20 protein-coding genes, 1 pseudogene and 1 riboswitch are annotated in these 23,112 nt (G+C 70.8%); of the genes and pseudogenes, 14 read left to right on the forward strand and 7 right to left on the reverse strand.

What is annotated here, in order from left to right; translation table 11 throughout:
- Positions 1–34 precede the first annotated feature (34 nt).
- On the reverse strand, positions 35–793 hold the full coding sequence (locus tag JW613_RS11875; protein ID WP_209210770.1) for a M50 family metallopeptidase: 759 nt from the start codon (positions 791–793) through the stop codon (positions 35–37).
- Between the two features lie 97 nt (positions 794–890).
- Between JW613_RS11875 and JW613_RS11880 the strand changes: the two genes are divergently transcribed.
- The 8 genes and pseudogenes from JW613_RS11880 (at position 891) to def (ending at position 8,351) form a co-directional block, all read left to right on the forward strand.
- Complete coding sequence (locus JW613_RS11880; protein WP_209210771.1) at positions 891–1,736, forward strand: SOS response-associated peptidase; 846 nt, start codon at positions 891–893, stop codon at positions 1,734–1,736.
- Positions 1,737–1,805: 69 nt separating this feature from the next.
- Positions 1,806–2,477, forward strand: a complete 672-nt coding sequence (locus tag JW613_RS11885) for an alpha/beta hydrolase family protein (protein WP_209210772.1) — start codon at positions 1,806–1,808, stop codon at positions 2,475–2,477.
- A 334-nt stretch (positions 2,478–2,811) separates the two neighbouring features.
- On the forward strand, positions 2,812–3,483 hold the full coding sequence (locus tag JW613_RS11890) for a sigma-70 family RNA polymerase sigma factor (protein ID WP_180289947.1): 672 nt from the start codon (positions 2,812–2,814) through the stop codon (positions 3,481–3,483).
- A complete protein-coding gene (gene rsrA, locus JW613_RS11895; RefSeq protein ID WP_209210773.1) occupies positions 3,480–3,869 on the forward strand; it encodes a mycothiol system anti-sigma-R factor in 390 nt (129 codons plus the stop codon). The genes JW613_RS11890 and rsrA overlap by 4 nt, the downstream gene beginning before the upstream one ends.
- Before the next feature lie 455 nt (positions 3,870–4,324).
- Positions 4,325–5,065 (forward strand): annotated as a pseudogene (locus JW613_RS11900) (HD-GYP domain-containing protein); the annotation flags it as partial.
- 38 nt (positions 5,066–5,103) lie between these two features.
- On the forward strand, positions 5,104–6,363 hold the full coding sequence (locus JW613_RS11905) for an HD-GYP domain-containing protein (protein WP_209210774.1): 1,260 nt from the start codon (positions 5,104–5,106) through the stop codon (positions 6,361–6,363).
- 200 nt (positions 6,364–6,563) lie between these two features.
- Positions 6,564–7,565: a tetratricopeptide repeat protein gene (locus JW613_RS11910; RefSeq protein WP_209210775.1), complete on the forward strand. Its 1,002-nt coding sequence runs from the start codon at positions 6,564–6,566 to the stop codon at positions 7,563–7,565.
- 141 nt (positions 7,566–7,706) lie between these two features.
- Positions 7,707–8,351 carry a peptide deformylase gene (gene def, locus JW613_RS11915; RefSeq protein WP_209210776.1) on the forward strand — a complete coding sequence of 215 codons (645 nt, stop codon included), beginning with the start codon at positions 7,707–7,709 and terminating at the stop codon, positions 8,349–8,351.
- Positions 8,352–8,441: 90 nt separating this feature from the next.
- On the opposite strand, the gene JW613_RS11920 is transcribed toward def, so the two are convergent.
- From JW613_RS11920 to JW613_RS11945, 6 genes are all read right to left on the reverse strand, one after another.
- Entirely contained in the window at positions 8,442–9,473 is a 1,032-nt protein-coding gene (locus JW613_RS11920; protein WP_209210777.1) for a ribonucleotide-diphosphate reductase subunit beta, read from the reverse strand.
- A complete protein-coding gene (locus JW613_RS11925) occupies positions 9,464–11,893 on the reverse strand; it encodes a ribonucleoside-diphosphate reductase subunit alpha (RefSeq protein ID WP_209210778.1) in 2,430 nt (809 codons plus the stop codon). Before JW613_RS11925 ends, JW613_RS11920 begins: the two co-directional genes overlap by 10 nt.
- Before the next feature lie 120 nt (positions 11,894–12,013).
- A riboswitch (cobalamin riboswitch) is annotated at positions 12,014–12,149 on the reverse strand.
- A gap of 42 nt (positions 12,150–12,191) precedes the next feature.
- Positions 12,192–12,689, reverse strand: a complete 498-nt coding sequence (locus JW613_RS11930) for a GNAT family N-acetyltransferase (RefSeq protein ID WP_209210779.1) — start codon at positions 12,687–12,689, stop codon at positions 12,192–12,194.
- 98 nt (positions 12,690–12,787) lie between these two features.
- Positions 12,788–13,015, reverse strand: coding sequence for a YbdD/YjiX family protein (locus JW613_RS11935; RefSeq protein ID WP_209210780.1), 228 nt, complete (start codon positions 13,013–13,015; stop codon positions 12,788–12,790).
- Positions 13,012–15,210 (reverse strand): carbon starvation CstA family protein, encoded by a 2,199-nt coding sequence (locus JW613_RS11940; protein WP_209210781.1) that lies wholly within the window; start codon positions 15,208–15,210, stop codon positions 13,012–13,014. The genes JW613_RS11935 and JW613_RS11940 overlap by 4 nt, the downstream gene beginning before the upstream one ends.
- 171 nt (positions 15,211–15,381) lie before the next feature.
- A complete protein-coding gene (locus JW613_RS11945) occupies positions 15,382–16,176 on the reverse strand; it encodes a GntR family transcriptional regulator (protein WP_209210782.1) in 795 nt (264 codons plus the stop codon).
- A gap of 332 nt (positions 16,177–16,508) precedes the next feature.
- Between JW613_RS11945 and JW613_RS11950 the strand changes: the two genes are divergently transcribed.
- The 6 genes from JW613_RS11950 to JW613_RS11975 all read left to right on the forward strand — a co-directional run bounded on the left by JW613_RS11950 (position 16,509) and on the right by JW613_RS11975 (position 23,082).
- A complete protein-coding gene (locus tag JW613_RS11950; RefSeq protein WP_209210945.1) occupies positions 16,509–17,735 on the forward strand; it encodes an extracellular solute-binding protein in 1,227 nt (408 codons plus the stop codon).
- 67 nt (positions 17,736–17,802) lie between these two features.
- Complete coding sequence (locus tag JW613_RS11955; protein ID WP_209210783.1) at positions 17,803–18,822, forward strand: carbohydrate ABC transporter permease; 1,020 nt, start codon at positions 17,803–17,805, stop codon at positions 18,820–18,822.
- Complete coding sequence (locus JW613_RS11960; protein WP_209210784.1) at positions 18,822–19,652, forward strand: carbohydrate ABC transporter permease; 831 nt, start codon at positions 18,822–18,824, stop codon at positions 19,650–19,652. Before JW613_RS11955 ends, JW613_RS11960 begins: the two co-directional genes overlap by 1 nt.
- Before the next feature lie 76 nt (positions 19,653–19,728).
- Complete coding sequence (locus tag JW613_RS11965) at positions 19,729–21,270, forward strand: glycoside hydrolase family 3 protein (RefSeq protein ID WP_209210785.1); 1,542 nt, start codon at positions 19,729–19,731, stop codon at positions 21,268–21,270.
- 85 nt (positions 21,271–21,355) lie between these two features.
- Positions 21,356–22,417 carry an SIS domain-containing protein gene (locus JW613_RS11970; protein ID WP_209210786.1) on the forward strand — a complete coding sequence of 354 codons (1,062 nt, stop codon included), beginning with the start codon at positions 21,356–21,358 and terminating at the stop codon, positions 22,415–22,417.
- Positions 22,418–22,431: 14 nt separating this feature from the next.
- Positions 22,432–23,082, forward strand: a complete 651-nt coding sequence (locus JW613_RS11975) for a class II aldolase/adducin family protein (RefSeq protein WP_209210787.1) — start codon at positions 22,432–22,434, stop codon at positions 23,080–23,082.
- Positions 23,083–23,112 lie beyond the last annotated feature (30 nt).

The raw sequence follows: 23,112 nt of genomic DNA on the forward strand, positions 1-23,112 counted from the left end.
GCCGTACGGCCTGATCAGCGACCGCCGACCCGCCTCACAGGCCGAGCAGCCAGCGTCCGCCGCCGATGAGGGAGCACAGCGAGACCGCGTGGAAGAGGAACAGCCAGCCGGCGGCGGGGACGTGGGTGAGCCGCGCGAGTTGGTCGGCGTCCGAGTCCGGCATGCCCGGTGCGACCGCGCCACCGGAGCGGAACGCTCCGCGCCGTATCCCCTGCCGTCGGCGCTTGCCCTGGAGTTCGAAGACCGGCCGCACCCCGCCCAGCAGCAGGAACCACACGACCACATAGGCGAACGCCGCCTGCACCTGGGGACCGGTCAGCCAGGAGACGAGCAGGAAGGCGCCGCCGGCCAGGACGACGGTCAGCACCCCGTAGGCGTTGCGGATCATCACCAGCATGGCCACCAGCAGCGCCGTGGCACCCCACAGCAGCGCGGTGATGTGGTTGGCGGCCAGCAGCCAGGCGCCGCCCAGACCCAGCAGCGGGGGAGCGGTGTAGCCCGCGGCGGCGGTCAGCACCATGCCTATGCCGTGCGGCTTGCCGCGCGAGACCGTCAGCCCGGAGGTGTCCGAGTGCAGCCGGATACCGTCCAGCCGGCGACCGGTGACCAGGGCTATGAGGCCGTGCCCGCCCTCGTGCGCGATCGTGACCGCGTTCCGCGATATGCGCCACACCCCGTGAGGTGCCACCGCGAGCAGCGCGACGAGGCCGGTGACCAGCACCAGCCACTGCTCGGGGTCCGGCTGGCTGCCCACGACCCGGTCCCACACGTCCGTGATGCTCGCGTTGTCCATGTTCGGGGTGTTCTCCTCGCCTGCTGTGGGGTGCGTGTCCCCTCCGTGTCCGTCAACGCACGGCGACGGCCCGTCGTGCCGTGGCAGTCTTGCAGGCATGTGCGGACGGTATGCAGCGAGCCGGGGGGCCGAGGATCTGGCCCGGCTGTTCGAGGTGGAGAAGTGGGAGCCCGAAGAGGCTCTGGCGCCGGACTGGAACGTCGCACCCACCAAGCAGGTGCACGCGGTGCTCGACCGCCCTGTCAAGGGCAGCGACGACCAGCGGCCCGTACGGCAGCTGCGGCCCCTGAAGTGGGGCCTGGTGCCAGGGTGGGCCAAGACGCCTGACATGGGCGTCAAGATGATCAATGCCCGCGCCGAGACCGTGCACGAGAAGCCCGCCTATCGCCGCCCGTTCGCCGCGCGCCGCTGCCTGCTGCCCGCCGACGGCTACTACGAGTGGGTCACCGCACAGGGTGAGCTGAAGCTCGAACAGGAGGGCAAGCGCAAGCGTCCCCGCAAACAGCCGTACTTCATCGCTCCGGCGGCGGCCGACGGCTCCGCGAACGAGCAGCCGGTGATGGCGATGGCCGGGCTGTACGAGTTCTGGCGGGACAAGACGCTGCCGGACGACCATCCGCGGGCCTGGTGGACGACGTGCACCGTCATCACCACGGCGGCGGAGACCACCCCGCTGGCCAACGCGGAGGAGCTGAGCGAGGGCGGCCCCCGGTCGCTGGCCGACATCCACCCCCGGATGCCGCTGATGCTCACCCCCGACCGCTGGGACGCCTGGCTGGACCCCTCCCGCACCGACAGCGAGGAGCTGCGCGAACTGCTGGCCCCGCCCCCGAGCGGGCTGCTGCGCGCCCACCCGGTCTCCACGGACGTCAGCAACGTCCGCAACAACGGCCCCCATCTGCTCAAGGAACTGCCCGCTCCCGAAGAGGAGACGCTTTTCTAGGGCGCGCTTCTCTGAGGCTTTCCAGGGCACGCTTCTCTGCGGCGCGCTTCTCTGGGGCACGATGCGCGTATGAACGGTCACAAGGACGGCGACGGAGCCGGGCAGGACGGCAAGCAGCGGGTCGAGAAGGTGGCCACGCCCGTGGGGGAGGCCCGGATCACCTGGCACCCCGCCGGGCGGAAGGCGCACACGGTGCTGGCCCTGGGGCACGGTGCGGGCGGCGGGATCGAGGCGCGGGACCTGCGGGCCCTGGCCGCGGCGCTGCCCGCCGAGGGCGTCACCGTGGCACTGGTGGAGCAGCCCTGGCGGGTGGCGGGCAAGAAGGTGGCACCGGCCCCCCGGACGCTGGACGCCGCCTGGAGCGCCCTGTGGCCCGCACTGACGCTGCCGGGGCTGCCGGTGGTCGCGGGAGGGCGCAGCGCGGGCGCCCGTGTCGCCTGCCGTACAGCGGGGGAGCTGGGCGCCCAGGCGGTGCTCGCGCTGTCGTTCCCGCTGCATCCGCCGGGCAAGCCGGAGAAGTCCCGTGCCGACGAGCTGGCCGGGGTCGGGCTGCCGGTGCTGGTCGTCCAGGGTGGGCGCGACCCGTTCGGGCGACCCGCCGAGTTCCCGGAAGGCACCAGCCTGGTGGAGGTGCCCTACGCCGACCACGGCTTCGCGCTGCCGAAGTCGGCCGCGCTGACCGAGGAGGAGGCGATGGGCGTGGTCACCGGCGCCGTCACCCGGTGGCTCGTCGGCGGGTGAGAACGTCCGCGGGCCGGAAGACGGGTCCCGGAAGACCGGTGGCGGATCGGGAATGATCGGCGGGCTCCGGTGGTTGGACCCGATATCCGGCTGCGGAGGCGATCCGCGACCGGAGACGAATGTGAGATGCATCCACACCTCTCCAGCCGAAGGAAAGGGAGCCGCCCAGATGGGTTCTGTCGCTTGCCCCCAGCGTCCGCGGGCCGCTGACCTGGACTGGGCCACCATGGCATTGTCCTCAGGCGTGAAGATTCAAGCGGCGGGCGGTGGCGATCGTCGTCTATTCTCCGATTCGAGCGGGTCCTCGTTCGGGCTCGCCACGACGTTGGAGGAGGTGGGTCCGGTCACCGGGACCGAAGGCGGCTCAAGCGCACAGCAGGAGACACAGGCGTCGGAGACCGAGGAGCAGCGCAGTGCGCGCTTCGAGCGGGACGCGCTCGCTTTCCTCGACCAGATGTATTCCGCCGCGCTGCGCATGACGCGGAACCCGGCCGACGCCGAGGACCTTGTGCAGGAGACCTACGCGAAGGCGTACGCGTCCTTCCACCAGTTCCGTGAGGGCACCAACCTCAAGGCGTGGCTGTACCGCATCCTGACGAACACCTTCATCAACTCCTACCGCAAGAAGCAGCGCGAGCCCCAGCGCAGCGCCGCGGAGGAGATCGAGGACTGGCAGCTGGCGCGCGCCGAGTCGCACATGTCGACCGGGCTGCGCTCGGCCGAGGCGCAGGCGCTCGACCACCTGCCGGACTCCGATGTGAAGGAAGCACTCCAGGCCATCCCCGAGGAGTTCCGCATCGCCGTCTACCTCGCCGACGTCGAGGGCTTTGCGTACAAGGAGATCGCCGACATCATGGGGACACCCATCGGTACGGTGATGTCCCGTCTGCACCGTGGGCGGCGCCAGCTTCGGGAGATGCTGGAGGGCTATGCGCAAGAGCGCGGCCTGGTCCCGGCCGGTGCCGCGGCGGACGGGTCGCAAGACCGGAAAGGCTCGGGCTCATGAGTTGCGGAGAGCCGCACGAGACGGACTGCTCTGAGGTCCTCGACCACCTCTACGAGTACCTCGACCGGGAGATGCCCGAGGGCGACTGCGCCAAGTTCAAGGAGCACTTCGACGAGTGCTCGCCCTGCTTCGAGAAGTACGGGCTGGAGCGCGAGGTGAAGAAGCTCGTCAAGCGCTGCTGCGGGCACGACGACGTCCCGTCGGACCTGCGGGCCAAGGTGATGGGCCGGATCGAGGTGATCCGGCAGGGCCAGGCCCCCGAGGATGCGGACGCGGACGGGGCCTCGGCCGAGGGCGTGCGTTCCGCCGGGTCCGGGACCGCCGATGCCCCCGAGATGGAGACCGTCGACGCCGTCGGCTCCGAGGACGACAAGAACCCCGCCTGACCCGATGGTGCGCATCGGGCGCACAACCGCCAGCGGTTCCTCCTTTTCTCCTTCCTTCGGGTGAGTGCCTGCCGTCTCGTACGGGGGAACGCGCCCGAAGGCCGCCAACCGGTCCGCACGCCGCTCCTAGTCTCCCCGCCACGTGAGAGGTGGGGAGGAGGCTCGCGATGCGGCTCACGATGCGTACGGCCGAAACGGGCGGAGCGGCGGGACCGGCGGCGACCGCGGCAACACCGCCGACAGCACCGGCGCCGCCAACCGCGGCAACAGCGGCAACAGCCCGAACAGCAGCGACGGCCAGGTCGGCGGGACGGGTGGGGCAGGCGGCTGCAGCCGCGACGGCAGCAGCCGCCGGGCGGGGAGCACCCCGCGGTCGGAGGCTGGGGGAGAGCGCGCCGGAGGAGAGCCGCACGGCGCTCGCTGTGACGTGCGTGCTGACCGTGCCCGTGGCAGTCGTCCTGTGGCGCAGCGCCTACGGGGCGCTCGCCGCGCTGCTCGCGGTGGGACCCGTCTGGCTCGCCTGGTGGAGCCTGCGACGGCACCGCCCCGAACATCTGGCCCGGCAGGCCGCCGTACAGGCGCTCTCCCAGGCCGTGCAGATCAAGGACCGCTACACCCGGGGCCACGGCGAACGGGTCGGCCTCGCGGCCGTGCTGATCGCCCGCGAGCTGGGCCTGGACGAGGAGCGGACCGAGACGCTGCGCTGCGCGGGGATCCTGCACGACGTCGGAAAACTCGGCGTTCCCGCCCGGCTGTTGCGCAAAGCGGGCCCGCTCACCCCCGCCGAGCGCCGCGTCATGGAACAGCACCCCGAGCACGGGGCCGAGATCGTACGCGGACTCGACTTCCTGGGTGAGGCCCGCGCGGCGGTCCTCCACCACCACGAGCGGATGGACGGCACCGGCTATCCGCGCGGGCTGGCCGGGGAGCAGATCCCGGAGGCGGCGCGGATCGTGGCCGTGGCCGACGCGTTCGACGCGATGACCTCCACCCGCTGCTACCGCCCCGGCCGGCCTGTCGCGGCGGCCCTGGAGGAGTTGGAGCGGTGCGCCGGCACGCAGTTCGACCCCCGGATGGTCGCGGCCCTCACCCGCGCGCTGCGCCGCCACGGCTGGCCGTTCGCCGAGGCTCCCGACCCCTGCCAGGAGCCGCCCACGGCCCCGGAAGCACACCGCGAAGCGGATCGGGGCGCGGATCGCGCGGCCGGGGCGGCGGCCGGCAGCGGCGTCGCGGTATGACGCGGCGGACGGCCGCACGGCTGGTCGCAGCCGCCTACGGGGCGGCCGTGCTGGTGGCCGGCGCCGCGCTGGGCATCGTCCTGTGGCACGGGGTGACCCGGCCCGGAGTGGCGCTGGCGTTCGGACTGGTCGTCGCCGTGGGGGAGTTGGCCCGCGTGCGGCTGTCCGAAGACCGCGTGGGCGTACGTACCACAGGGCTGCTGTCCGGCGCCGGGGCGCTCGGCTACGCGCTCTGCGGCCAGGTGGGTGGTACCCCGGCGGGGCACGGCGCGGCACAGGCCGTCGCGGTGGCCCTCGTCGGCTCCCTCGTCGGGCTGACTCCGCATGTCGCGCTCGGCCAGGCCCCGCCGCCCCAGGCACCCGCCCGGCTGGCACTCGGAGTGGGAGGTGCCGCGGTGTGCGGCCAAGCGCTGTACGGGTCGGGCTGGTTGGGCCGTACCGTCGAGCCGGGCGGGCTGTTCACGCTGTGTCTGCTGGCCCTGGCACTGTGCGTCGGGTGTCTCGACGCCCTGCTCGCCGCCGCCACCGCCGCGCTGGGCTCCGAGGGGTGCTACGGGCGGGCGGTGCGGGAGGAGTTGCTCGCCCGCCTCGGCACCGTGCCCGCCCTCGCCGCCACCGCCGTGCTGCTCGCGCTGGCCGTGGCGGTGGCCGGGCTGTGGGCGCTGCCGCTGTGTTGCGCGCCGCTGCTCGTCATGCAGTTCGCCCTGTGCCGTCGCGCCTCCGTACGGGCGACCCACCGGCGCACCCTCGCCTCCCTCGCACGCGCCCCCGAGGTGGCCGGTTGCACGCCGCACGGGCATGCGCGCCGCGTGGCGGAGCTCAGCCGTGCGGTGGGGCGCGAGCTGGGGCTGGCGGGCGGGGAACTCACCGCGCTGGAGTACGCGGCCCTCACGCACGACGTGGGGCAGCTCTCGCTGGCCGAGCCGGTGCCCGGCGGTGCCACGACGGCACTGGAACCGGGCAGACAGCGCCGTATCGCGCTGCTCGGCGGCGCGGTGCTGCGGCAGGCCGGCGTCCGCTGGCGGGTGGCGTCCGCGGTGGAGGCCCAGGCGGACCCGTACCGCGAACAGTCGGTGACTGCTCGTGTCCTCCGTACGGTCAACGCGTACGACGACCTCCTCGCGGGCAGTCACACGGCGGACGCCGCGGCGCGCGAGCAGGCCCTGCGCGCACTGCGTACCGCCACCGGGCGTGACCACGAACCACGCGTGGTGGAGGCGCTGTCGCGGGTGGTGGCCCGGGCTGCGGATGTCTGACGCACGGGTAATGAGCGAGCACCCGAGCGGGCATGGTTGGATGCGAAGGGGGGAACCGCGACAGGCGTGGAGACACCTCCGGCCGAAGGCCGGGGGAGGGCGCGTGGCGCCCTCCGCATACGGGACCCATCGGCAGACAGCAGGCCGGGCGCAGAGCCGGGCCTCAGGACAGGCGGAACGGCGGGATCGGCGGGAGCACAGTGAGGATCTTCGGCAAGGTGCGGCACCGTCCCTCCGCCTCGTGGCGGCAGGCGACGGACCGTGCGTTCACGCTTATCGGCGACGGGCGCTACGAGGACGCGGGCGCTCTGCTCACCCGTGCCGCCGACCTGGAGCCGTGGCTTTCGGAGTCCTGGTTCAACCTCGCGCTGCTGCACAAGTTCCGGCACGACTGGGAGCAGGCGCGTACAGCGGGCCTGCGTGCCGTGGCGCTGCTGGACCGGGAGGCCGGGGCGCCCGACTGGTGGAACGTGGGCATCGCGGCCACCGCGCTGCAGGACTGGCCCCTGGCGCGCCGGGCCTGGCAGGCGTACGGGCTGCACGTGTCCGGGCCCTCGCACGGCGCTGCCGCGGCCGAGGAGCCCACCGGTATGCAGCTGGGCAGTGCCGCGGTGCGGCTCTCCCCGGAGGGCGAGGCGGAGGTCGTGTGGGGCCGCCGTATCGACCCGGCCCGCATGGAGATCCAGAGCATTCCGCTGCCCTCCTCGGGGCGCCGCTGGGGCGAGGTCGTGCTGCACGACGGCGTTCCGCACGGCGAGCGCACCACGGCTGCGGGGCCCTCCTACCCGGTGTTCGACGAGATCGAGCTGTGGGCCCCGTCCCCGGTACCCACCTGGGTGGTGCTGGTGGAGGCCGCCACGGAGAGCGACCGGGACGCGCTGGAGCGGCTGGCGGCAGACGCCGGGTTCGCCGCCGAGGACTGGTCCTCCTCGGTGCGGCTGCTGTGCCGCGCCTGCTCGGAGAGCGCCATGCCCGCCGACGAGGGCGACGGCACCGTGCATCTGGACCCGCACGACCACAGCTCGCCCGGCCACCCCGGGCCACTGGGCCATATGACGCAGGGCGGCCCCGGTGAGCTGTGGGTCCCCGAGCGCGAGTGCGGGCTGGCGGCACCTGCCGCGCTGGTGCGCGGGCTGCTGGACGGCTGGGTCGCCGACAGTCCCGACACCCGTGAGTGGCGGGATCTGGAGGAGGTCTGCTGAGCCTCCGGCGGAGGGCCCGTACCCTGTAGGGCGAGCCATCACGGTCCTCGGCTGTTCCGGCACGGCGCTCAGCCGTACCGACGGCGGATCTCAGCTCTCACCGGTTCACGGTCAACGGGTCGCAGGAAGGCGTACGACGGCATGGCGCAGCAGCAGGAAACGACGGCGGAGTCGGCCGCCACCGCCGAGGGTGAGTTCGTCGACGACGTGACGGACGCGGCAGCCCGCGAGGAGGCCCACACCGCCCGGGGCACGGCCCGGCCCATCACCGTCGTCGGCAACCCGGTGCTGCACCGGGAGTGCAAGGACGTGACGGAGTTCGACGACGGGCTGGCCGAGCTGATCGACGACATGTTCGCCAGCCAGCGCGCCGCCGAAGGGGTCGGTATCGCCGCCAACCAGATCGGTGTCGATCTGAAGGTCTTCGTCTACGACTGCTACGACGACGAGGGCGTGCGGCACGTGGGCGTCGTCTGCAACCCGGTGCTCGAACAGCTCCCGGCCGAGCGGCGGGTACTGGACGACGGCAGCGAGGGCTGCCTGTCCGTGCCCGGTGCCTACCACCCGCTCGCACGGCCGGACCACGCCGTGGTGCGCGGCCAGGACGCGCAGGGCAAGCCGATCGTGGTGCAGGGCACCGGGTACTTCGCACGGTGTCTGCAGCACGAGACCGATCACCTCTACGGGTATCTGTACATCGACCGGCTCTCCAAGCGGGAGCGCAAGGACGTGCTCAAGCAGATGGCCGAGGGCACGCCCCGCTACGAGACGGTTCCCAACGAGTAGGGGCCAGGGGCCACCACCGCCTGTGCGGGCCATGTGCGGGCCGCACCTCGAACGTCCCCGTCGCCCGCAGGGGCGACGGGGACGGGGCGGTCAGAAGTCGTCGTCGAGGGAGACCGAACCCTCCACCGCGACCTGGTAGGCCGACGCCCGCCGTTCGAAGAAGTTGGTCAGCTCCTGGACGTTCTGGAGCTCCATGAACGAGAACGGGTTGCTCGCCCCGTAGCGTTCGGCGAAGCCGAGCCGGCGCAGCCGCTGGTCGGCGACCGCCTGGAGGTACTGGCGCATGGACTCGGTGTTCATCCCGGGCAGCCCCTCACCGCACAGGTCGCGGGCGAACTGGAGCTCCGCCTCGACGGCCTCCTCCAGCATCGCCACCACCTGCTTCTCCAGCTCCGCGTCGAAGAGCTCGGGCTCCTCCTCCCGCACGGTGTCCACCACGTCGAACGCGAAGGACATGTGCATCGACTCGTCGCGGAACACCCAGTTGGTGCCCGTGGCCAGTCCGTGCAGCAGGCCGCGCGAACGGAACCAGTAGACGTAGGCGAACGCGCCGTAGAAGAACAGCCCCTCGATGCAGGCGGCGAAGCAGATCAGGTTGAGCAGGAAGCGGCGCCTGTCGGACCGTGACTCCAGCTTGTCGATCTCTTCTGTCGCATCCATCCAGCGGAAGCAGAACTGGGCCTTCTCCCGGATGGAGGGGATGTTCTCCACCGCCGCGAACGCCGCGGCGCGCTCGTCGTGGTCGGGCAGATAGGTGTCCAGCAGCGTCAGATAGAACTGGACGTGCACGGCCTCCTCGAACAGCTGCCGGGACAGATACAGCCGCGCCTCGGGGGAGTTGATGTGCTTGTAGAGCGTCAACACGAGGTTGTTGGCGACGATCGAGTCGCCGGTGGCGAAGAACGCCACCAGGCGGCTGATCATGTGCTGTTCGCCCGGGGTGAGCTTGGCCAGGTCGGCGACGTCGGAGTGGAGATCGACCTCCTCCACGGTCCAGGTGTTCTTGATCGCGTCGCGGTAGCGCTCGTAGAAGTGCGGATAGCGCATCGGGCGCAGGGTCAGCTCGAAGCCCGGGTCGAGCAGGTTCTTCGCGGAAGTGGACGGCGGTGTCGTCACTGGCATGCCTCGCAGGTCTCGGGGTTTTCCAGGGAGCAGGCGACGGCCTCGTCGTCCTTCGCCTGCGGGGAGGTGCTTGTCGCCGCCTGCGCGATGCGCGTGGCGGGCCGGGAGCGCAGGTAGTACGTGGTCTTGATGCCGCGCTTCCAGGCGTAGGCGTACATCGAGCTGAGCTTCCCGATGGTGGGGGAGGACAGGAACAGGTTCAGCGACTGGCTCTGGTCCAGGTACGGGGTGCGGGCGGCGGCCATGTCGATCAGGGCGCGCTGCGGGATCTCCCAGGCCGTGCGGTACAGCTCGCGTACGTGCGCCGGCACCCACGCCAGCTCCTGCACCGAGCCGTTGGCCTGGCGCAGCGCCTCCCTGGCCCGCGCGTCCCACAGCCCCAGCCGCTTGAGCTCCGCCACCAGATAGGTGTTCACCTGGAGGAACTCGCCGCTGAGCGTCTCGCGCTTGAACAGGTTGGAGACCTGCGGCTCGATGCACTCGTACACACCCGCGATGGAGGCGATGGTCGCCGTCGGCGCGATCGCCAGCAGCAGGGAGTTGCGCATTCCGGTCCGGGCGACACGCTCCCGCAGCGCCGCCCACCGCTGCGGCCAGGCGTGCCCTTCGCCCGCCTGCGGATAGTGGTCGGGGTGCAGCACGCCGCGGGCCGTACGGGTCGACTCCCAGGCCGGCAGCGGGCCGTACCGGTCGGCCAGCTCGGCCGACGTCTCGTACGCGGCGAGCATGATGCGCTCGGCGATCCGGGTGGACAGCTCACGCGCCTCGTCCGAGTCGAACGGCAGCCCGAGGCGGAAGAAGACGTCCTGCAGGCCCATCACCCCCAGACCCACCGGACGCCAGCGGGAGTTGGAGGCCGCCGCCTGGCCGGTCGGGTAGTAGTTGATGTCCACCACGCGGTCCAGGAACGTCACCGCCGTACGGACCGTGGCATCCAGCCGCTCCCAGTCCGGCTGTCCGTCCGCTCCCAGGTGTGCGGCCAGATTGACGGAGCCGAGATTGCACACTGCGGTCTCGCCGTCGTCCGTCACCTCCAGGATCTCCGTGCACAGGTTCGAGGAGTGCACGATGCGGCCCGGGTCGGCGGTCTGGTTGGAGGTGCGGTTGCTGGTGTCCTTGAACGTCATCCAGCCGTTGCCGGTCTGCGCGAGGGTGCGCATCATCGCGCCGTACAACTGGCGTGCGGGCAGCCGCTTGACGGCGCGCTGCTCGGCCTCGGCGCGCCGGTAGGCCGCGTCGAACTCCTCACCCCACAGATCGACCAGTTCCGGCACGTCGGACGGCGAGAAGAGCGACCACTGATCGTCCGTCTCCACACGGCGCATGAACTCGTCCGGGATCCAGTGCGCCAGGTTGAGGTTGTGCGTACGGCGCGCGTCCTCGCCCGTGTTGTCGCGCAGTTCCAGGAACTCCTCGATGTCCGCGTGCCACGTCTCCAGGTAGACGCAGGCCGCGCCCTTGCGCCGGCCGCCCTGGTTGACCGCGGCGACCGAGGCGTCCAGCGTCCGCAGGAACGGCACGATGCCGTTCGAGTGGCCGTTCGTCCCCCGGATCAGCGCCCCGCGGGAGCGGACGCGGGAGTAGGACAGACCGATGCCGCCCGCGTGCTTGGAGAGCCTGGCGACCTGCTGATAGCGCTCGTAGATCGAGTCCAGTTCGTCCTTGGGCGAGTCGAGCAGATAGCACGACGACATCTGCGGGTGGCGGGTACCGGAGTTGAACAGGGTGGGGGAGGAGGGCAGATAGGCCAGGGAGCTGGTGAGCCGGTAGAACTCCGCCACCTCTTCGAGGGCGTGGGCGGAATCGTCGGCAGCCAGCCCGCAGGCGACGCGGAGCAGAAAGTGCTGCGGGGTCTCGATGGGGCGCCGGGTTTCCGGGTGCCGCAGCAGATAGCGCGAGTGGACGGTACGCAGCCCGAAGTACTCGAACCGGTCGTCCGCGCCGTCGGCCACGGCCGCCTCGACCAGGGCGTCCAGCCGGTCGGCGTGCTGCCGTGCGAAAGCGTAGGTCCGGTCCGCGATCAGTCCCTGGGCGTGCCCGAGCGCCACCGAGGTGGAGAAGGAGGTGACGCCCTCGGCCGCCGCCTCGTCCCGGATCGTGCGGGTCAGCAGCCGCGCCGCGAGCCGTGAGTAGGACGGCTCCTCGCTGATGGAGCCCGCCGCCGCCTCGGTGGCGAGGGCGCGCAACTCGTCGGGCTGTGCGTCCGGTCGCCGTCCGCGAAGGGCCGCTGCCAGCACCGGCGCCGGGTCCGCGTCCGCCAGGTCGGCTGTGAGCGCGGCGAGGGTGTCGCGGAGGGCTGCGGCGGGTGGGTCCTCGCGGTCGCCCCGCCCCGGTGAGGCGGAACCGGCGGGGGCGGAGCCCGCGGCGGCGGACTCTGCGGGGGCGGGGGCCGGAAGGGTGGGGGCGGTGGTGACGGTCACGCGGTGCTCTCCCTCGGTGCTGGCTGTCCGCGGGCAGCACGGAAGGAGGGAGCGCACACCGCACCCTCCACAGGGCACGGCGCGCTCCGTCCGCCGGTCCAACCCACGAGACCCGGACGTTCGTCGATGCCGCCACCGGCAGGTGATCGGACTCGTGGGCACGCTTACGCGCGCCCCCTCACCGTTGCGGGACAGTTCCGGACTTGCACCGGATTCCCCTGCGTCAGGGGCGACGGCCGTGAGCGAGCATACATGTTGTGGCCCGCTTGGGAGAGGACCCCATATGTTGTGGCGACGCCTACAAGGCGAGCGCGTAGGTCCAGAGGGTGATCTCCGGGAGGGGCTGCCAGTCGCGGTCGGGTGTGCGGACGAACCCCAGCCGCTCGTAGAGGCGGTGGGCCGCGTGCATCGTCGGCTGGGTGGACAGCACCAGGCCGCTCAGCCCCAGGGCGCGGGCCCGTGTCATACAAGCCCGCACCAGGGCTTCGCCCACCCCGCGACCGCGGGCGGACTCCCGCACGCCGAGCATCCTCAACTCGCCCTCGCCCTTCCGGGCGCGCTCGGCGTAGGGCCCAGCCTCACCGACGAAGGTGACGGTGCCCAGCAGCGCCCCCGCGTGGTCCTCGGCCACGAGCAGGTCCGTGTGGGCGGCGCGGCCGGCCGCGTCGCGGAGCGTGTTCAGATACGGGTCGGAGTCGCCGAAGTCCAGCAGCCCGCCGTCGAGATAGGCGCGGGCGACCAGCTCCCCGGCCTCGGCGTACTCCTCGGGCCGGGCGGTTCTCACGGTGATGTCCATGGCCGTCATGATGCGGCATCCCACTGACAACTCCGTGCCCCCTCGGCGGGCCCGGCGGCCGACCGTACGGCGGACCCGGGCCGCCGATCGGGCGTTGCTCAGCAGCAGCGGAAGCCCTCGCGCGGGTCGCCCTCGCGGGCGTCCGTGCGGCGGCGCTCGAACTCCTTCCTGCTGGGGATCTCCGCGTCGGGACCCTGGTGCTGCCGTACATGCGCCACGTACCGGTCGTAGGCGCTCTCGTCGGTGAACTCCCGTACGTACCAGCGCAGCCAGCGACCGGCCCGCAGCACGGGGTTCGCGGTCCGCGCGCCCTGCGGGCCGCTCATCGGGAGTCGCCTCCGGGCTCGCCGCCGCGCTGTCCGGCGGCGACCAGGGCGGCCTCGTGTTCGGCCTTCTCCGCCTTCTCCTCCTTGGTGGCGATCAGCCCGGCGGGCTCGACCAGGTTCGACTTCTCGTAGGGCGCCTCGTGCATCCGCGCGCCCTCCGGGTTGCGCACGGCGCGCACACAGGTGCGGGCGGCGTCGGCCAGGACGACGATGACGAGGATCGCGAACAGGGCCGACAGCACGCCGTCCACCGTGGAGTTGGTGACGACGGTGTGCATGTCGTCCATGTTCTTGGCCGGTGCGATGACCTTGCCCTGGTCGATGGCCTCCTGGTAGTCGGCACGCTGCTGGAAGAAGCCGACCTTCGGGTCGCTGGAGAAGACCTTCTGCCAACTGGCGGTCAGCGTCACGACCGCGTCCCACACCAGCGGTACGGCCGTCACCCAGGCCCACTTCAGCCGCCCGGACTTGACCAGCAGTGTCGTACAGACGGCGAGGGCGACGGCGGCCAGCAGCTGGTTGGCGATACCGAAGAGCGGGAAGAGCTGGTTGATCCCGCCCAGCGGCTCATGGACGCCGACCCACAGGAAGTAGCCCCACAGCGCGACGATGACGGCGCTGGAGAGCAGCAGTCCGGGCCACCAGCTCACCCGGCGGAACGGCTTGTAGACGTTGCCCAGCATGTCCTGGAGCATGAAGCGGCCCACGCGGGTGCCGGCGTCCAGCGCCGTCAGGATGAACAGCGCCTCGAACATGATGGCGAAGTGGTACCAGAACGCCTTCATCCCGGCGCCGCCGATGACCTCCGAGAAGATGTTGGAGACACCGATGGCCAGGGTCGGCGCGCCGCCCGTACGGGAGAGCAGCGAGTGCTCCTCGACGGCCTTGGCGGCTGCCGCGAGCTGCTCGGGGCTGATGCTGTAGCCGAGGTTGCGTACCGCCTCCGAGGCGGCATGTACGTTGTCCCCGATCACACCGGCCGGCGCGTTCATCGCGAAGTAGAGCCCGGGGTCGATGATGCTGGCGGCGACCATGGCCATGATGGCGACGAACGACTCCATCAGCATGGAGCCGTAGCCGATCATCCGGATCTGGGTCTCCTTCTGGATCATCTTCGGTGTGGTGCCCGAGGAGATCAGCGCGTGGAAGCCGGACAGGGCGCCGCAGGCGATGGTGATGAAGACGAACGGGAAGAGCGAGCCCGCGAAGACCGGCCCGTCGCCGCCGCCCGCGAAGTCGGTGATGCCCTCCATCTTCATCGTCGGCAGCGTCACCACGACGCCGACGGCCAGCAGTCCGATGGTGCCGATCTTCATGAAGGTCGACAGGTAGTCGCGGGGTGCCAGCAGCATCCACACCGGGAGGATGGAGGCGACGAAGCTGTAGACCAGGATCCAGATGACCAGCGTGCTGGGCGCCAGGGTGAAGGTGTCGGCCCAGGAGGACTCGGCGACCCACCGGCCGGAGACCAGGGCGAGCAGCAGCAGCGCGATACCGATGAGGGAGACCTCGGTGACCCGCCCGGGCCGCAGCACCCGCAGATAGAAGCCCATGAACAGGGCGATCGGGATGGTCATACCGATCGAGAAGGTGCCCCAGGGCGACTCGGCCAGCGCGTTGACGACGACGAGGGCCAGCACGGCCAGCAGGATGATCATGATGGCGAGGACGGCCAGCAGCGCGGCGGCGCCACCGATCGGACCGATCTCCTCGCGTGCCATCTGCCCCAGGGACTTGCCGTCCCGCCGCATGGAGAAGAAGAGCGTCACCATGTCCTGCACGGCGCCCGCGAGGATCACGCCGACGACGATCCAGATGGTGCCCGGCAGATATCCCATCTGGGCCGCCAGCACCGGGCCGACCAGCGGTCCGGCGCCCGCGATGGCGGCGAAGTGGTGGCCGAGCAGCACCCGCCGGTCGGTGGGGTGGTAGTCGATGCCGTTGTCGAGCCGCTCGGCGGGCGTGGCCCGGGTCTTGTCGACGCGGAGCACACGGGTGGCGATGAAGCGCGCGTAGAAGCGGTAGCCGATGGCGTACGAGCCGAGTGCGGCCGCCACCATCCAGGCGGCGGAGATCTCCTCGCCGCGGGCGAGCGCCAGCATGGCCCAGCCCGCCGCGCCGATCAGCGCGACGGCGGTCCAGATCGCTATGGACCGTGGGCTGAGTTTGCCGGCTGGTTGTGCAGTGCTGCGCACGCGCGTCCCTCCTCGACCTCACCCGCGCACCATCCGAGGTGGCGGGCATACCGTGACGGCAGGCCGACCGTAGAACAACCGCCTGATCAGCGCCATACCTCGGGACGGGGCGAACGTGATCTGCGGCCGGGCGCCGCGACTCGAAAGGCGGGCTGAGGGGAGCCGGTGCCGTCAGCCCGTGGGGCGCTGGAGGGTGGCCACGAACTTGTAGCGGTCGCCGCGGTAGACCGAGCGCACCCATTCGACGGGCTCCCCGGCGGTGTCGCGGGAGTGCCGGGAGAGCATCAGCATCGGCAGTCCCACATCGGTGCCCAGCAGCCCGGCCTCGCGCGGAGTGGCCAGCGAGGTCTCGATCGTCTCCTCGGCCTCGGCCAGGTGGATGTCGTAGACCTCGGCGAGCGCGGTGTAGAGGGAGGCGTACTTGACCAGGCTGCGGCGCAGCGCGGGGAACCGCTTCTGGGACAGGTGGGTGGTCTCGATCGCCATGGGCTCGCCGCTGGCCAGCCGCAGCCGTTCGATACGCAGTACGCGACCGCCCGCGGGGATGTCCAGCAGTCCGGCGAGCCGGTCGTCGGCGGTGACGTAGCCGATGTCCAGCAGCTGCGAGGTGGGTTCGAGGCCCTGGGCGCGCATGTCCTCCGTGTAGGAGGTCAGTTGCAGCGCCTGGGAGACCTTGGGCTTGGCGACGAAGGTGCCCTTGCCCTGGATGCGCTCCAGGCGCCCCTCGACGACGAGTTCCTGGAGGGCCTGCCGCACGGTGGTGCGGGAGGTGTCGAACTCGCTGGCGAGTGTCCGCTCGGGCGGCACCGGGGTGCCGGGCGGGAGGGTCTCGGTCATCTCCAGCAAGTGCCGCTTCAGCCGGTAGTACTTGGGCACGCGCGCGGTGCGGGCCGTCGATCCGTTGCCGCCTGCGGATTCGGGGTCCGCCGCGGCCGGCGCGACAGCGCCGCCCCCGTCCGTGCTCATGGCCCGCCTTCCCGACTCATGTCGTGCTGCCGTCACCGGCTTCCTCCGTGTACGTAGCGGTTCACATCGTGGCACGGCCCCGGTGTGGGCGGGCGCCCCAGCTCAGATGTCGTTCCGATAACGGAACCGACAGCGAGCTTTATACACCGTTGACACCCCTAAAGGTCTAGGCCAAGCTCTCCTCTATCTCATTGGTCTAAACCAACTCCGTCCGCAACCTACTGCGGATTTCTACTGCGGATTTGCTGTGCGGAGCGTTCCAGTGTGCAGGGGAGAATGCTGTGGTACGCAGACAACGAGGCCTCATAGCCGCGGCCGGTGTCGTGGCCCTGATGGTGAACGTCGCGGCCTGTGGGTCCGACGACGACAAGAAGGACGGGCCCGAGAGCTTCAAGGGCCAGACCCTGACCCTCTGGGCGATGGACGGCTCCACGCCCGAGCAGTGGACCAAGGATGTCAAGGCCGCCTTCGAGAAGAAGACCGGGGCCAAGCTCAAGCTCGAGGTCCAGCAGTGGAACGGCATCCAGCAGAAGATCACCACCGCACTCTCCGAGTCCGACCCGCCGGACGTGATCGAGGTCGGCAACACCCAGACCCCCGCCTACGCCCGCACCGGCGGCCTGGCCGACCTCAGTGACCTGAAGAAGGGACTGGGCAAGGACTGGACGCCCTCCCTCAACAAGTCCGCGGTCTACGACGGCAAGCAGTACGCAGCGCCGTGGTTCGCCGTCAACCGCACGGTCATCTACAACAAGAAGATCTGGGCCGAGGCCGGCATCAAGGGCACGCCCAAGACCCGCGAGGAATTCTTCGACGCGCTGGAGAAGATCGACAAGAAGACCGACGCCGAGCCGATCTACATGCCGGGCCAGAACTGGTACTTCCTGGACGGCCTGCTCATCGGCCAGGGTGCCGACCTGGTGAAGAAGAAGGACGGCAAGTGGGTCTCCAACCTCTCCGACCCCAAGGTCGGCAAGGCGATGGAGATCTACAAGAAATACGCCTCCTACTCCAAGGCCCCCAAGAACAAGGACGAGGCCACTCCGCAGCAGGCCGAGGTGTTCGCCAAGGGCAAGACCGGTGCGTTCATCGGGCTGAGCTGGGAGGCGGCCACCGCGATCGAGGCCAACAAGAAGATCGAGAAGGACATCGGCTACTTCACCATTCCGGGTGAGACCGCCGACAAGCCCGAAGGTGTCTTCCTCGGCGGCTCCAACCTCGCCATCGCCGCAGGCAGCGAAAAGCAGGAGCTCGCCAAGGAATTCCTCAAGATCGCGCTGTCCGACAAGTTCGAGGGTGCGCTCGCCAAGGAGAGCGGGGTCATCCCCAACAAGAGCGCCCTGCAGAGCAATCTGAAGGGCAACCCCGCCGCCGAGGCCGCCGCGCCCGCGGTCGAGGGCGGCGGTCTGACGCCGCTCATCCCCGAGTGGGGTGCCGTGGAGAACCCGCCCAACCCGATCAAGTCGTACATGACGTCCGTACTGAACGGAAAGTCCCACAACGCCGCGGCCAAGGCGGTCGAGGGCGAGATGAACAAGCGGCTGTCCCAGAAGCAGTGACCCGTGTGCGAGGGCGGGGGTGGGGGCGGCGGCTGCTGTCGCCCCCACCCCCGCGGTTGGAGATCGGATGTCTGTGAAAGCCCAAGAGGCACCGCCGCGGGGCAAGGTGCCCGTCCAGGCGGTGGGGACTCCCGGGCCGCCTCCGCCTGCCAAGCGGGTCACCAGGAAGGGCGCGCTGCCCTACCTCCTGCTGCTGCCCGCCCTCGCGATGACCGCCGTCTTCCTCGGGTATCCGCTGGTCACCAACGGCATGTTGTCGTTCCAGAACCTCAACATGACCCAGCTGATCCAGCACGTCACCGAGTGGAACGGGGTCACCAACTACACCGACACGCTCAGCAGTGAGACGTTCTGGCGGGTCACACTGCGGTCGGTGATCTTCACGGCGGTCAATGTCGTCGTGATCATCGTCGTCGGCACCCTCATCGGGCTGCTGCTGGCCCGGCTCGGGTCCAAGATGCGGCTGCTGCTGCTGGTCGGGCTGGTGCTCGCCTGGGCCATGCCGATCATCGCCGCGACCACCGTCTACCAGTGGCTGTTCGCGCAGCGGTTCGGTGTCGTCAACTGGGTGCTGGCCGAGCTCGGCTTCGACTCGATGGCGGACTACAACTGGACCGGCACCCAGCTGTCCACGTTCTTCGTCATCTCGCTGATGATCGTGTGGACCTCCGTCCCGTTCGTGGCGATCAACCTCTACGCCGCGACGACGACCATCTCCCGCGAGCTGTACGAGGCCGCCGCACTGGACGGCGCGGGCGCCTGGGAGAGCTTCAAGAGCGTCACCTTCCCGTTCCTGAAGCCGTTCTTGATGGTCGCGACGTTCCTCGAAGTCATCTGGATCTTCAAGGCCTTTCCGCACGTCTTCGCCATCAACGAGGGCGGGCCCGACCGGCTGACCGAGACGCTGCCCGTCTACGCGTTCGTGGAGGGCGTCGGCAACCAGCACTACGGCACCGGCGCGGCGATCTCCGTCCTCACCATCCTGATCCTCCTGGCCTTGATGTCGTACTACCTGCGCCTGGTGCTGCGGCAGGAGAACGCCGACGACGCCGACGGTTCCGAACAGAGCAAGGGGGGCAGGGCCTGATGCCACGGTCACTGCTGGGCCGGATATGGCCGAACGCCACCGCACTGGTGCTGTTCGTGGCATTCATCTTTCCCGTGTACTGGATGTTCAACACGGCGTTCAAGCCGAACGGGCAGATCATCAGCGAGACCCCGGTCTGGTTCCCCAGCTCGCCCACCCTTGAGCACTTCAGGACCGCGGTGAGCGCCGAGAACTTCTGGACGCTGGTGCGCAACTCCGTCACCGTGACGGTGCTGGCCGTCGGGTTCTCGCTCCTGGTGGCGCTGTTCGCCTCGTTCGCCCTGGCCCGGATGCGGTTCAAGGGGCGCAAGGGGATCATCCTCGTCTTCATGATCGCCCAGATGGCTCCCTGGGAGGTCATGGTCATCGCGATCTACATGATCGTCCGGGACGCCGAGATGCTGAACAGCCTGGTGCCGCTGACCCTCTTCTACACCGTCATGGTGCTGCCGCTGACCATCATCACGCTGCGCGGCTATGTCGCGGCCGTCCCCAAGGACCTGGAGGAGTCGGCCATGGTGGACGGCTGCACCCGGTTCCAGGCGTTCCGCCGGGTCATCTTCCCGCTGCTGGCGCCCGGTCTGATGGCCACCTCGCTGTTCGGGGTCATCACGGCGTGGAACGAATTCCCCATGGTCCTCATCCTCAACAAGGACGCCGAAGCCCAGACGCTGCCGCTGTGGCTGTCGAAGTTCCAGACCGCCTTCGGCGACGACTGGGGTGCCACGATGGCGGCGGCCTCCCTCTTCGCCATCCCGATCCTGCTGCTCTTCCTCTACCTCCAGCGCAAGGCAGTGGCCGGCCTCACCTCCGGCGCGGTGAAGGGATGACCGGCGGAGACGGGATGCCGTGCGACACCGCCGCCGCAACCCCAGGCACACCAGTGAAGTGAAGGGACCGCGCCGCATGACCACTTCCGTACGAGCGTCCGACACCCTCACCCGTGACGCCCTCGCAGTCCTCCAGCCCGGCTTCACCGGGACCTCGGCACCCACCTGGCTGCTGCGGCAACTGGACGAAGGGCTCACATCGGTCGGCCTGTTCGGGCGCAACATCGACTCTCCCGAGCAACTCGCCCTGCTCACCGAGCAGCTGCGCGACGTACGCCCGGAGCTGCTCGTCGCCATCGACGAGGAGGGCGGAGACGTCACCCGGCTGGAGGCCAGGACCGGCTCCTCGTATCCGGGCAACCTCGCCCTCGGCCACATCGACGACCCCGACCTCACCCGGGCGGTGGCCCACGAGCTCGGCAGCAGGCTCGCCGCCGCAGGCGTCAACCTCAACTGGGCGCCCTCCGCCGACGTCAACTCCAACCCGGACAATCCCGTCATCGGCGTACGGTCCTTCGGCGGCGACCCCGGACTGGTCGCCCGGCACACCGTCGCCTACGTCGAGGGACTGCAGGCGGCCGGCGTCGCCGCCTGCGTCAAGCACTTCCCCGGGCACGGCGACACCGCCGTCGACTCGCACCACGCCATGCCCCGCATCGACGCCGACCTGGCCACCCTCAGGTCCCGGGAGCTGGTGCCCTTCGCCGCGGCCGTCGAGGCGGGCAGCAAGTGCGTGATGAGCGCCCACATCCTGCTGCCCGCTCTGGACGCGGCACATCCCGGGACCCTCAGCCCCGCCGCGCTGACCGGGCTGCTGCGGGCGCCCCGCAGCGAGGGCGGCCTGGGCCACCAGGGGCTCATCGTCACCGACGGGATGGAGATGCGGGCCATCTCCGCCACCTACGGCCTCGAACGCGGGAGCGTACTGGCGCTCGCCGCCGGGGCCGACGCGATCTGCGTGGGCGGCGGACTGTCGGGTGAGGACACCGTGCTGGGGCTGCGCGACGCCTTGGTGAGGGCCGTACGCGACGGCGAGCTGACGGAGGAGCGGCTCGCCGACGCCGCGGCACGGGTGCGCGGCCTCGCCGCGTGGGCGCGGGGGGTGCGGCGGTCGGACACGGGGGGTCTGGCCGACCCCGCCCTCCGCGCCGATCCGACAGCGGCCGGTGCGGGCATCGGGCTGGAGGCGGCGCGGCGCGCGCTGGTCGTGACCGGGCTGGAGAGCTACCGCCGCCCCGCCGGACCGCTGTTCGTCGCGGCGCTCACCACGGTCGCCAACATCGCCGTGGGCGACGAGACGCCCTGGGGGCCGGCCGCGGAACTGGAGCGAATGGTTCCGGGCACCCGTACGGGTACGTACGGGAGCGCCGACGGGAACGTGGGCGCCGCGGTGCTCGCCGACGCGGGGGAGCGCCCCGTCGTCGTGGTCGTCCGCGACCTGCACCGGCATCCGTGGATGGCCGACGCGGTGGCCCGGCTCGTGGCCGAGCGCGACGACACGGTGGTCGTCGAGATGGGCGTGCCGCAGTCTCCGCCGCAGGGCGCCCTGCACGTCGCCACCCACGGCGCGGCGCGGGTCTGCGGAAGGGCTGCGGCCGAGGTCATCGCCCGCGGATGAACCGCCGGGGCAAAACCCGCCGTATCCGGCACGCCGTAGGATCGAACCGCGACCGCACATGAACGTCACCCCAGGAGGGACCCGCATGTCCTCGAACGCCCCGTCCGAGCCGGGCACCATCATGTCCGGCGAGATGGCCGAGCAGCCCGCCGTGCTGCGCCGCATCCTGGACGAGGGCGCCCCGGCCATCCGCGAGGTGGCCGGGCGGATCGCCGCGAAGAACCCCCGCTTCGTGCTGCTGACGGCACGCGGCACCTCCGACAACGCCGCCCTGTACGCCAAGTACCTGCTGGAGATCCAGCTGGGCAAGCCGTGCGGGTTGACCTCCATGTCGACGACGACCGCGTACGGCGCCCGGCCGGACCTCACCGACTGCCTGGTCATCACGATCAGCCAGTCCGGCGGCAGCCCGGACCTGGTGGCCTCCACCGAGGCGGCACGCGAGGCGGGGGCGATCACGCTCGCGGTCACCAACAACGCCGACTCGCCGCTCGCGCAGGTCAGCGAGTTCCACATCGACGTGCTGGCCGGCCCGGAGAAGGCGCTGCCCGCCACCAAGACCTACACCGCCGAGCTGCTGGCGCTGTATCTGTTCGTCGACGGTCTGCGCGGTGGCTCCGGTCTCGACGCCGCCAAGGCGCTGCCCGAGCTCGCCGAGGCGGTGCTGGCCCGCAAGAGCGAGGTCAAGGCACTGGCGGCGCGGTACCGGTTCGCCGAGCGCATGGTGCTCACCTCGCGCGGCTACGGCTATCCGACGGCGAAGGAAGCCGCGCTGAAGCTGATGGAGACCAGCTACATCCCCGCGCTCTCCTACTCCGGCGCCGACCTGCTGCACGGGCCGCTGGCCATGGTGGACAACATCTCGCCGGTGATCGCCGTCGTCGCGGACGGCAAGGGCGGCGAGGCGCTGCAGCCGGTGCTGGAGCGGCTGCGGGACCGGGGCGCCGATCTGGTGGTCATCGGCCGCCAGGAGGAGGTGGACCGCGCCTCGGCCGGGTTCGCGCTGCCGACCGACGGGCTGCCGGAGGAGCTGCAGCCCATCGTGCAGATCCTGCCGCTGCAGCTGCTCGCCTACGAGGTCACCATGGCGCGCGGCCAGGACCCGGACGCGCCGCGTTCGCTGGCCAAGGTCACCGAGACCCGCTGAGGGAGGGGCGGCGGATGACACAGCCGGCCATGGAGCAGGCGACCACGCTCGAGGGTCTGGTGGAGCAGCTCATCGACGTCGGGGCCACCGCCGTGCGGCGGGGCTTCGTCCTGGCCAGCGGCGGCAACCTGTCCGCCCGGCTCCCCGGCCGTGAGGAGTTCGTCGTCACGGGCAAGGGGACCTGGCTGGACCGGCTGACCCCGAAGGACTTCACCGTGCTGAACCTGGCGGGCGAGGTCGTCGGCGGCAACCCCCACCCCTCCAGCGAGTGGAAGCTCCACCAGCGCACCTACCAGGTGCGGGGCGACATCAACGCGATCGTCCACATGCACCCGCAGCACGCCGTGCTGGTCGACGCGCTCGGCCACGAGATCCGGCTGCTGACCTTGGACCACGCGGTGTACGTACGGTCGATAGGCCGTACGGACTTCTACCCGAACGGGTCGGACGAGCTGGCCGACACCGCGGCCGAGCAGGCCAAGGAGCACAACTGCGTCCTGCTGGCGCACCACGGCTGCTCGGCCCTGGGGGAGGACGTCGGGATGGCCTTCCGGCGTGCGATGAACCTGGAGGAGGCCGCCACGGCCACCTATCGCGCCCTGCTGCTGGGCGACCGTACGACGCGCTTCCCGGTGACCGCGGACGAGGCGATCCAGCACGCCTGACGGGCGGCCCGCGCCGGGTCGCCGGGCGGT

Origin of the sequence: Streptomyces smyrnaeus (assembly GCF_017676345.1) — a bacterium.
Classification (GTDB): Bacteria; Actinomycetota; Actinomycetes; order Streptomycetales; family Streptomycetaceae; genus Streptomyces; species Streptomyces smyrnaeus.

Coding starts and splice junctions, on each gene's coding strand:
- JW613_RS11970 (WP_209210786.1), top strand. CDS start 21,356: ATGTCCTCGAACGCCCCGTCCGAGCCGGGCACCATCATGTCCGGCGAG.
- JW613_RS11955 (WP_209210783.1), top strand. CDS start 17,803: ATGTCTGTGAAAGCCCAAGAGGCACCGCCGCGGGGCAAGGTGCCCGTC.
- JW613_RS11875 (WP_209210770.1), bottom strand. CDS start 793: ATGGACAACGCGAGCATCACGGACGTGTGGGACCGGGTCGTGGGCAGC.
- def (WP_209210776.1), top strand. CDS start 7,707: ATGGCGCAGCAGCAGGAAACGACGGCGGAGTCGGCCGCCACCGCCGAG.
- JW613_RS11920 (WP_209210777.1), bottom strand. CDS start 9,473: ATGCCAGTGACGACACCGCCGTCCACTTCCGCGAAGAACCTGCTCGAC.
- JW613_RS11975 (WP_209210787.1), top strand. CDS start 22,432: ATGACACAGCCGGCCATGGAGCAGGCGACCACGCTCGAGGGTCTGGTG.
- JW613_RS11905 (WP_209210774.1), top strand. CDS start 5,104: ATGACGCGGCGGACGGCCGCACGGCTGGTCGCAGCCGCCTACGGGGCG.
- JW613_RS11950 (WP_209210945.1), top strand. CDS start 16,509: ATGGTGAACGTCGCGGCCTGTGGGTCCGACGACGACAAGAAGGACGGG.
- JW613_RS11945 (WP_209210782.1), bottom strand. CDS start 16,176: ATGAGCACGGACGGGGGCGGCGCTGTCGCGCCGGCCGCGGCGGACCCC.
- JW613_RS11930 (WP_209210779.1), bottom strand. CDS start 12,689: ATGGACATCACCGTGAGAACCGCCCGGCCCGAGGAGTACGCCGAGGCC.
- JW613_RS11880 (WP_209210771.1), top strand. CDS start 891: ATGTGCGGACGGTATGCAGCGAGCCGGGGGGCCGAGGATCTGGCCCGG.
- JW613_RS11965 (WP_209210785.1), top strand. CDS start 19,729: ATGACCACTTCCGTACGAGCGTCCGACACCCTCACCCGTGACGCCCTC.
- JW613_RS11960 (WP_209210784.1), top strand. CDS start 18,822: ATGCCACGGTCACTGCTGGGCCGGATATGGCCGAACGCCACCGCACTG.
- JW613_RS11935 (WP_209210780.1), bottom strand. CDS start 13,015: ATGAGCGGCCCGCAGGGCGCGCGGACCGCGAACCCCGTGCTGCGGGCC.
- JW613_RS11885 (WP_209210772.1), top strand. CDS start 1,806: ATGAACGGTCACAAGGACGGCGACGGAGCCGGGCAGGACGGCAAGCAG.
- rsrA (WP_209210773.1), top strand. CDS start 3,480: ATGAGTTGCGGAGAGCCGCACGAGACGGACTGCTCTGAGGTCCTCGAC.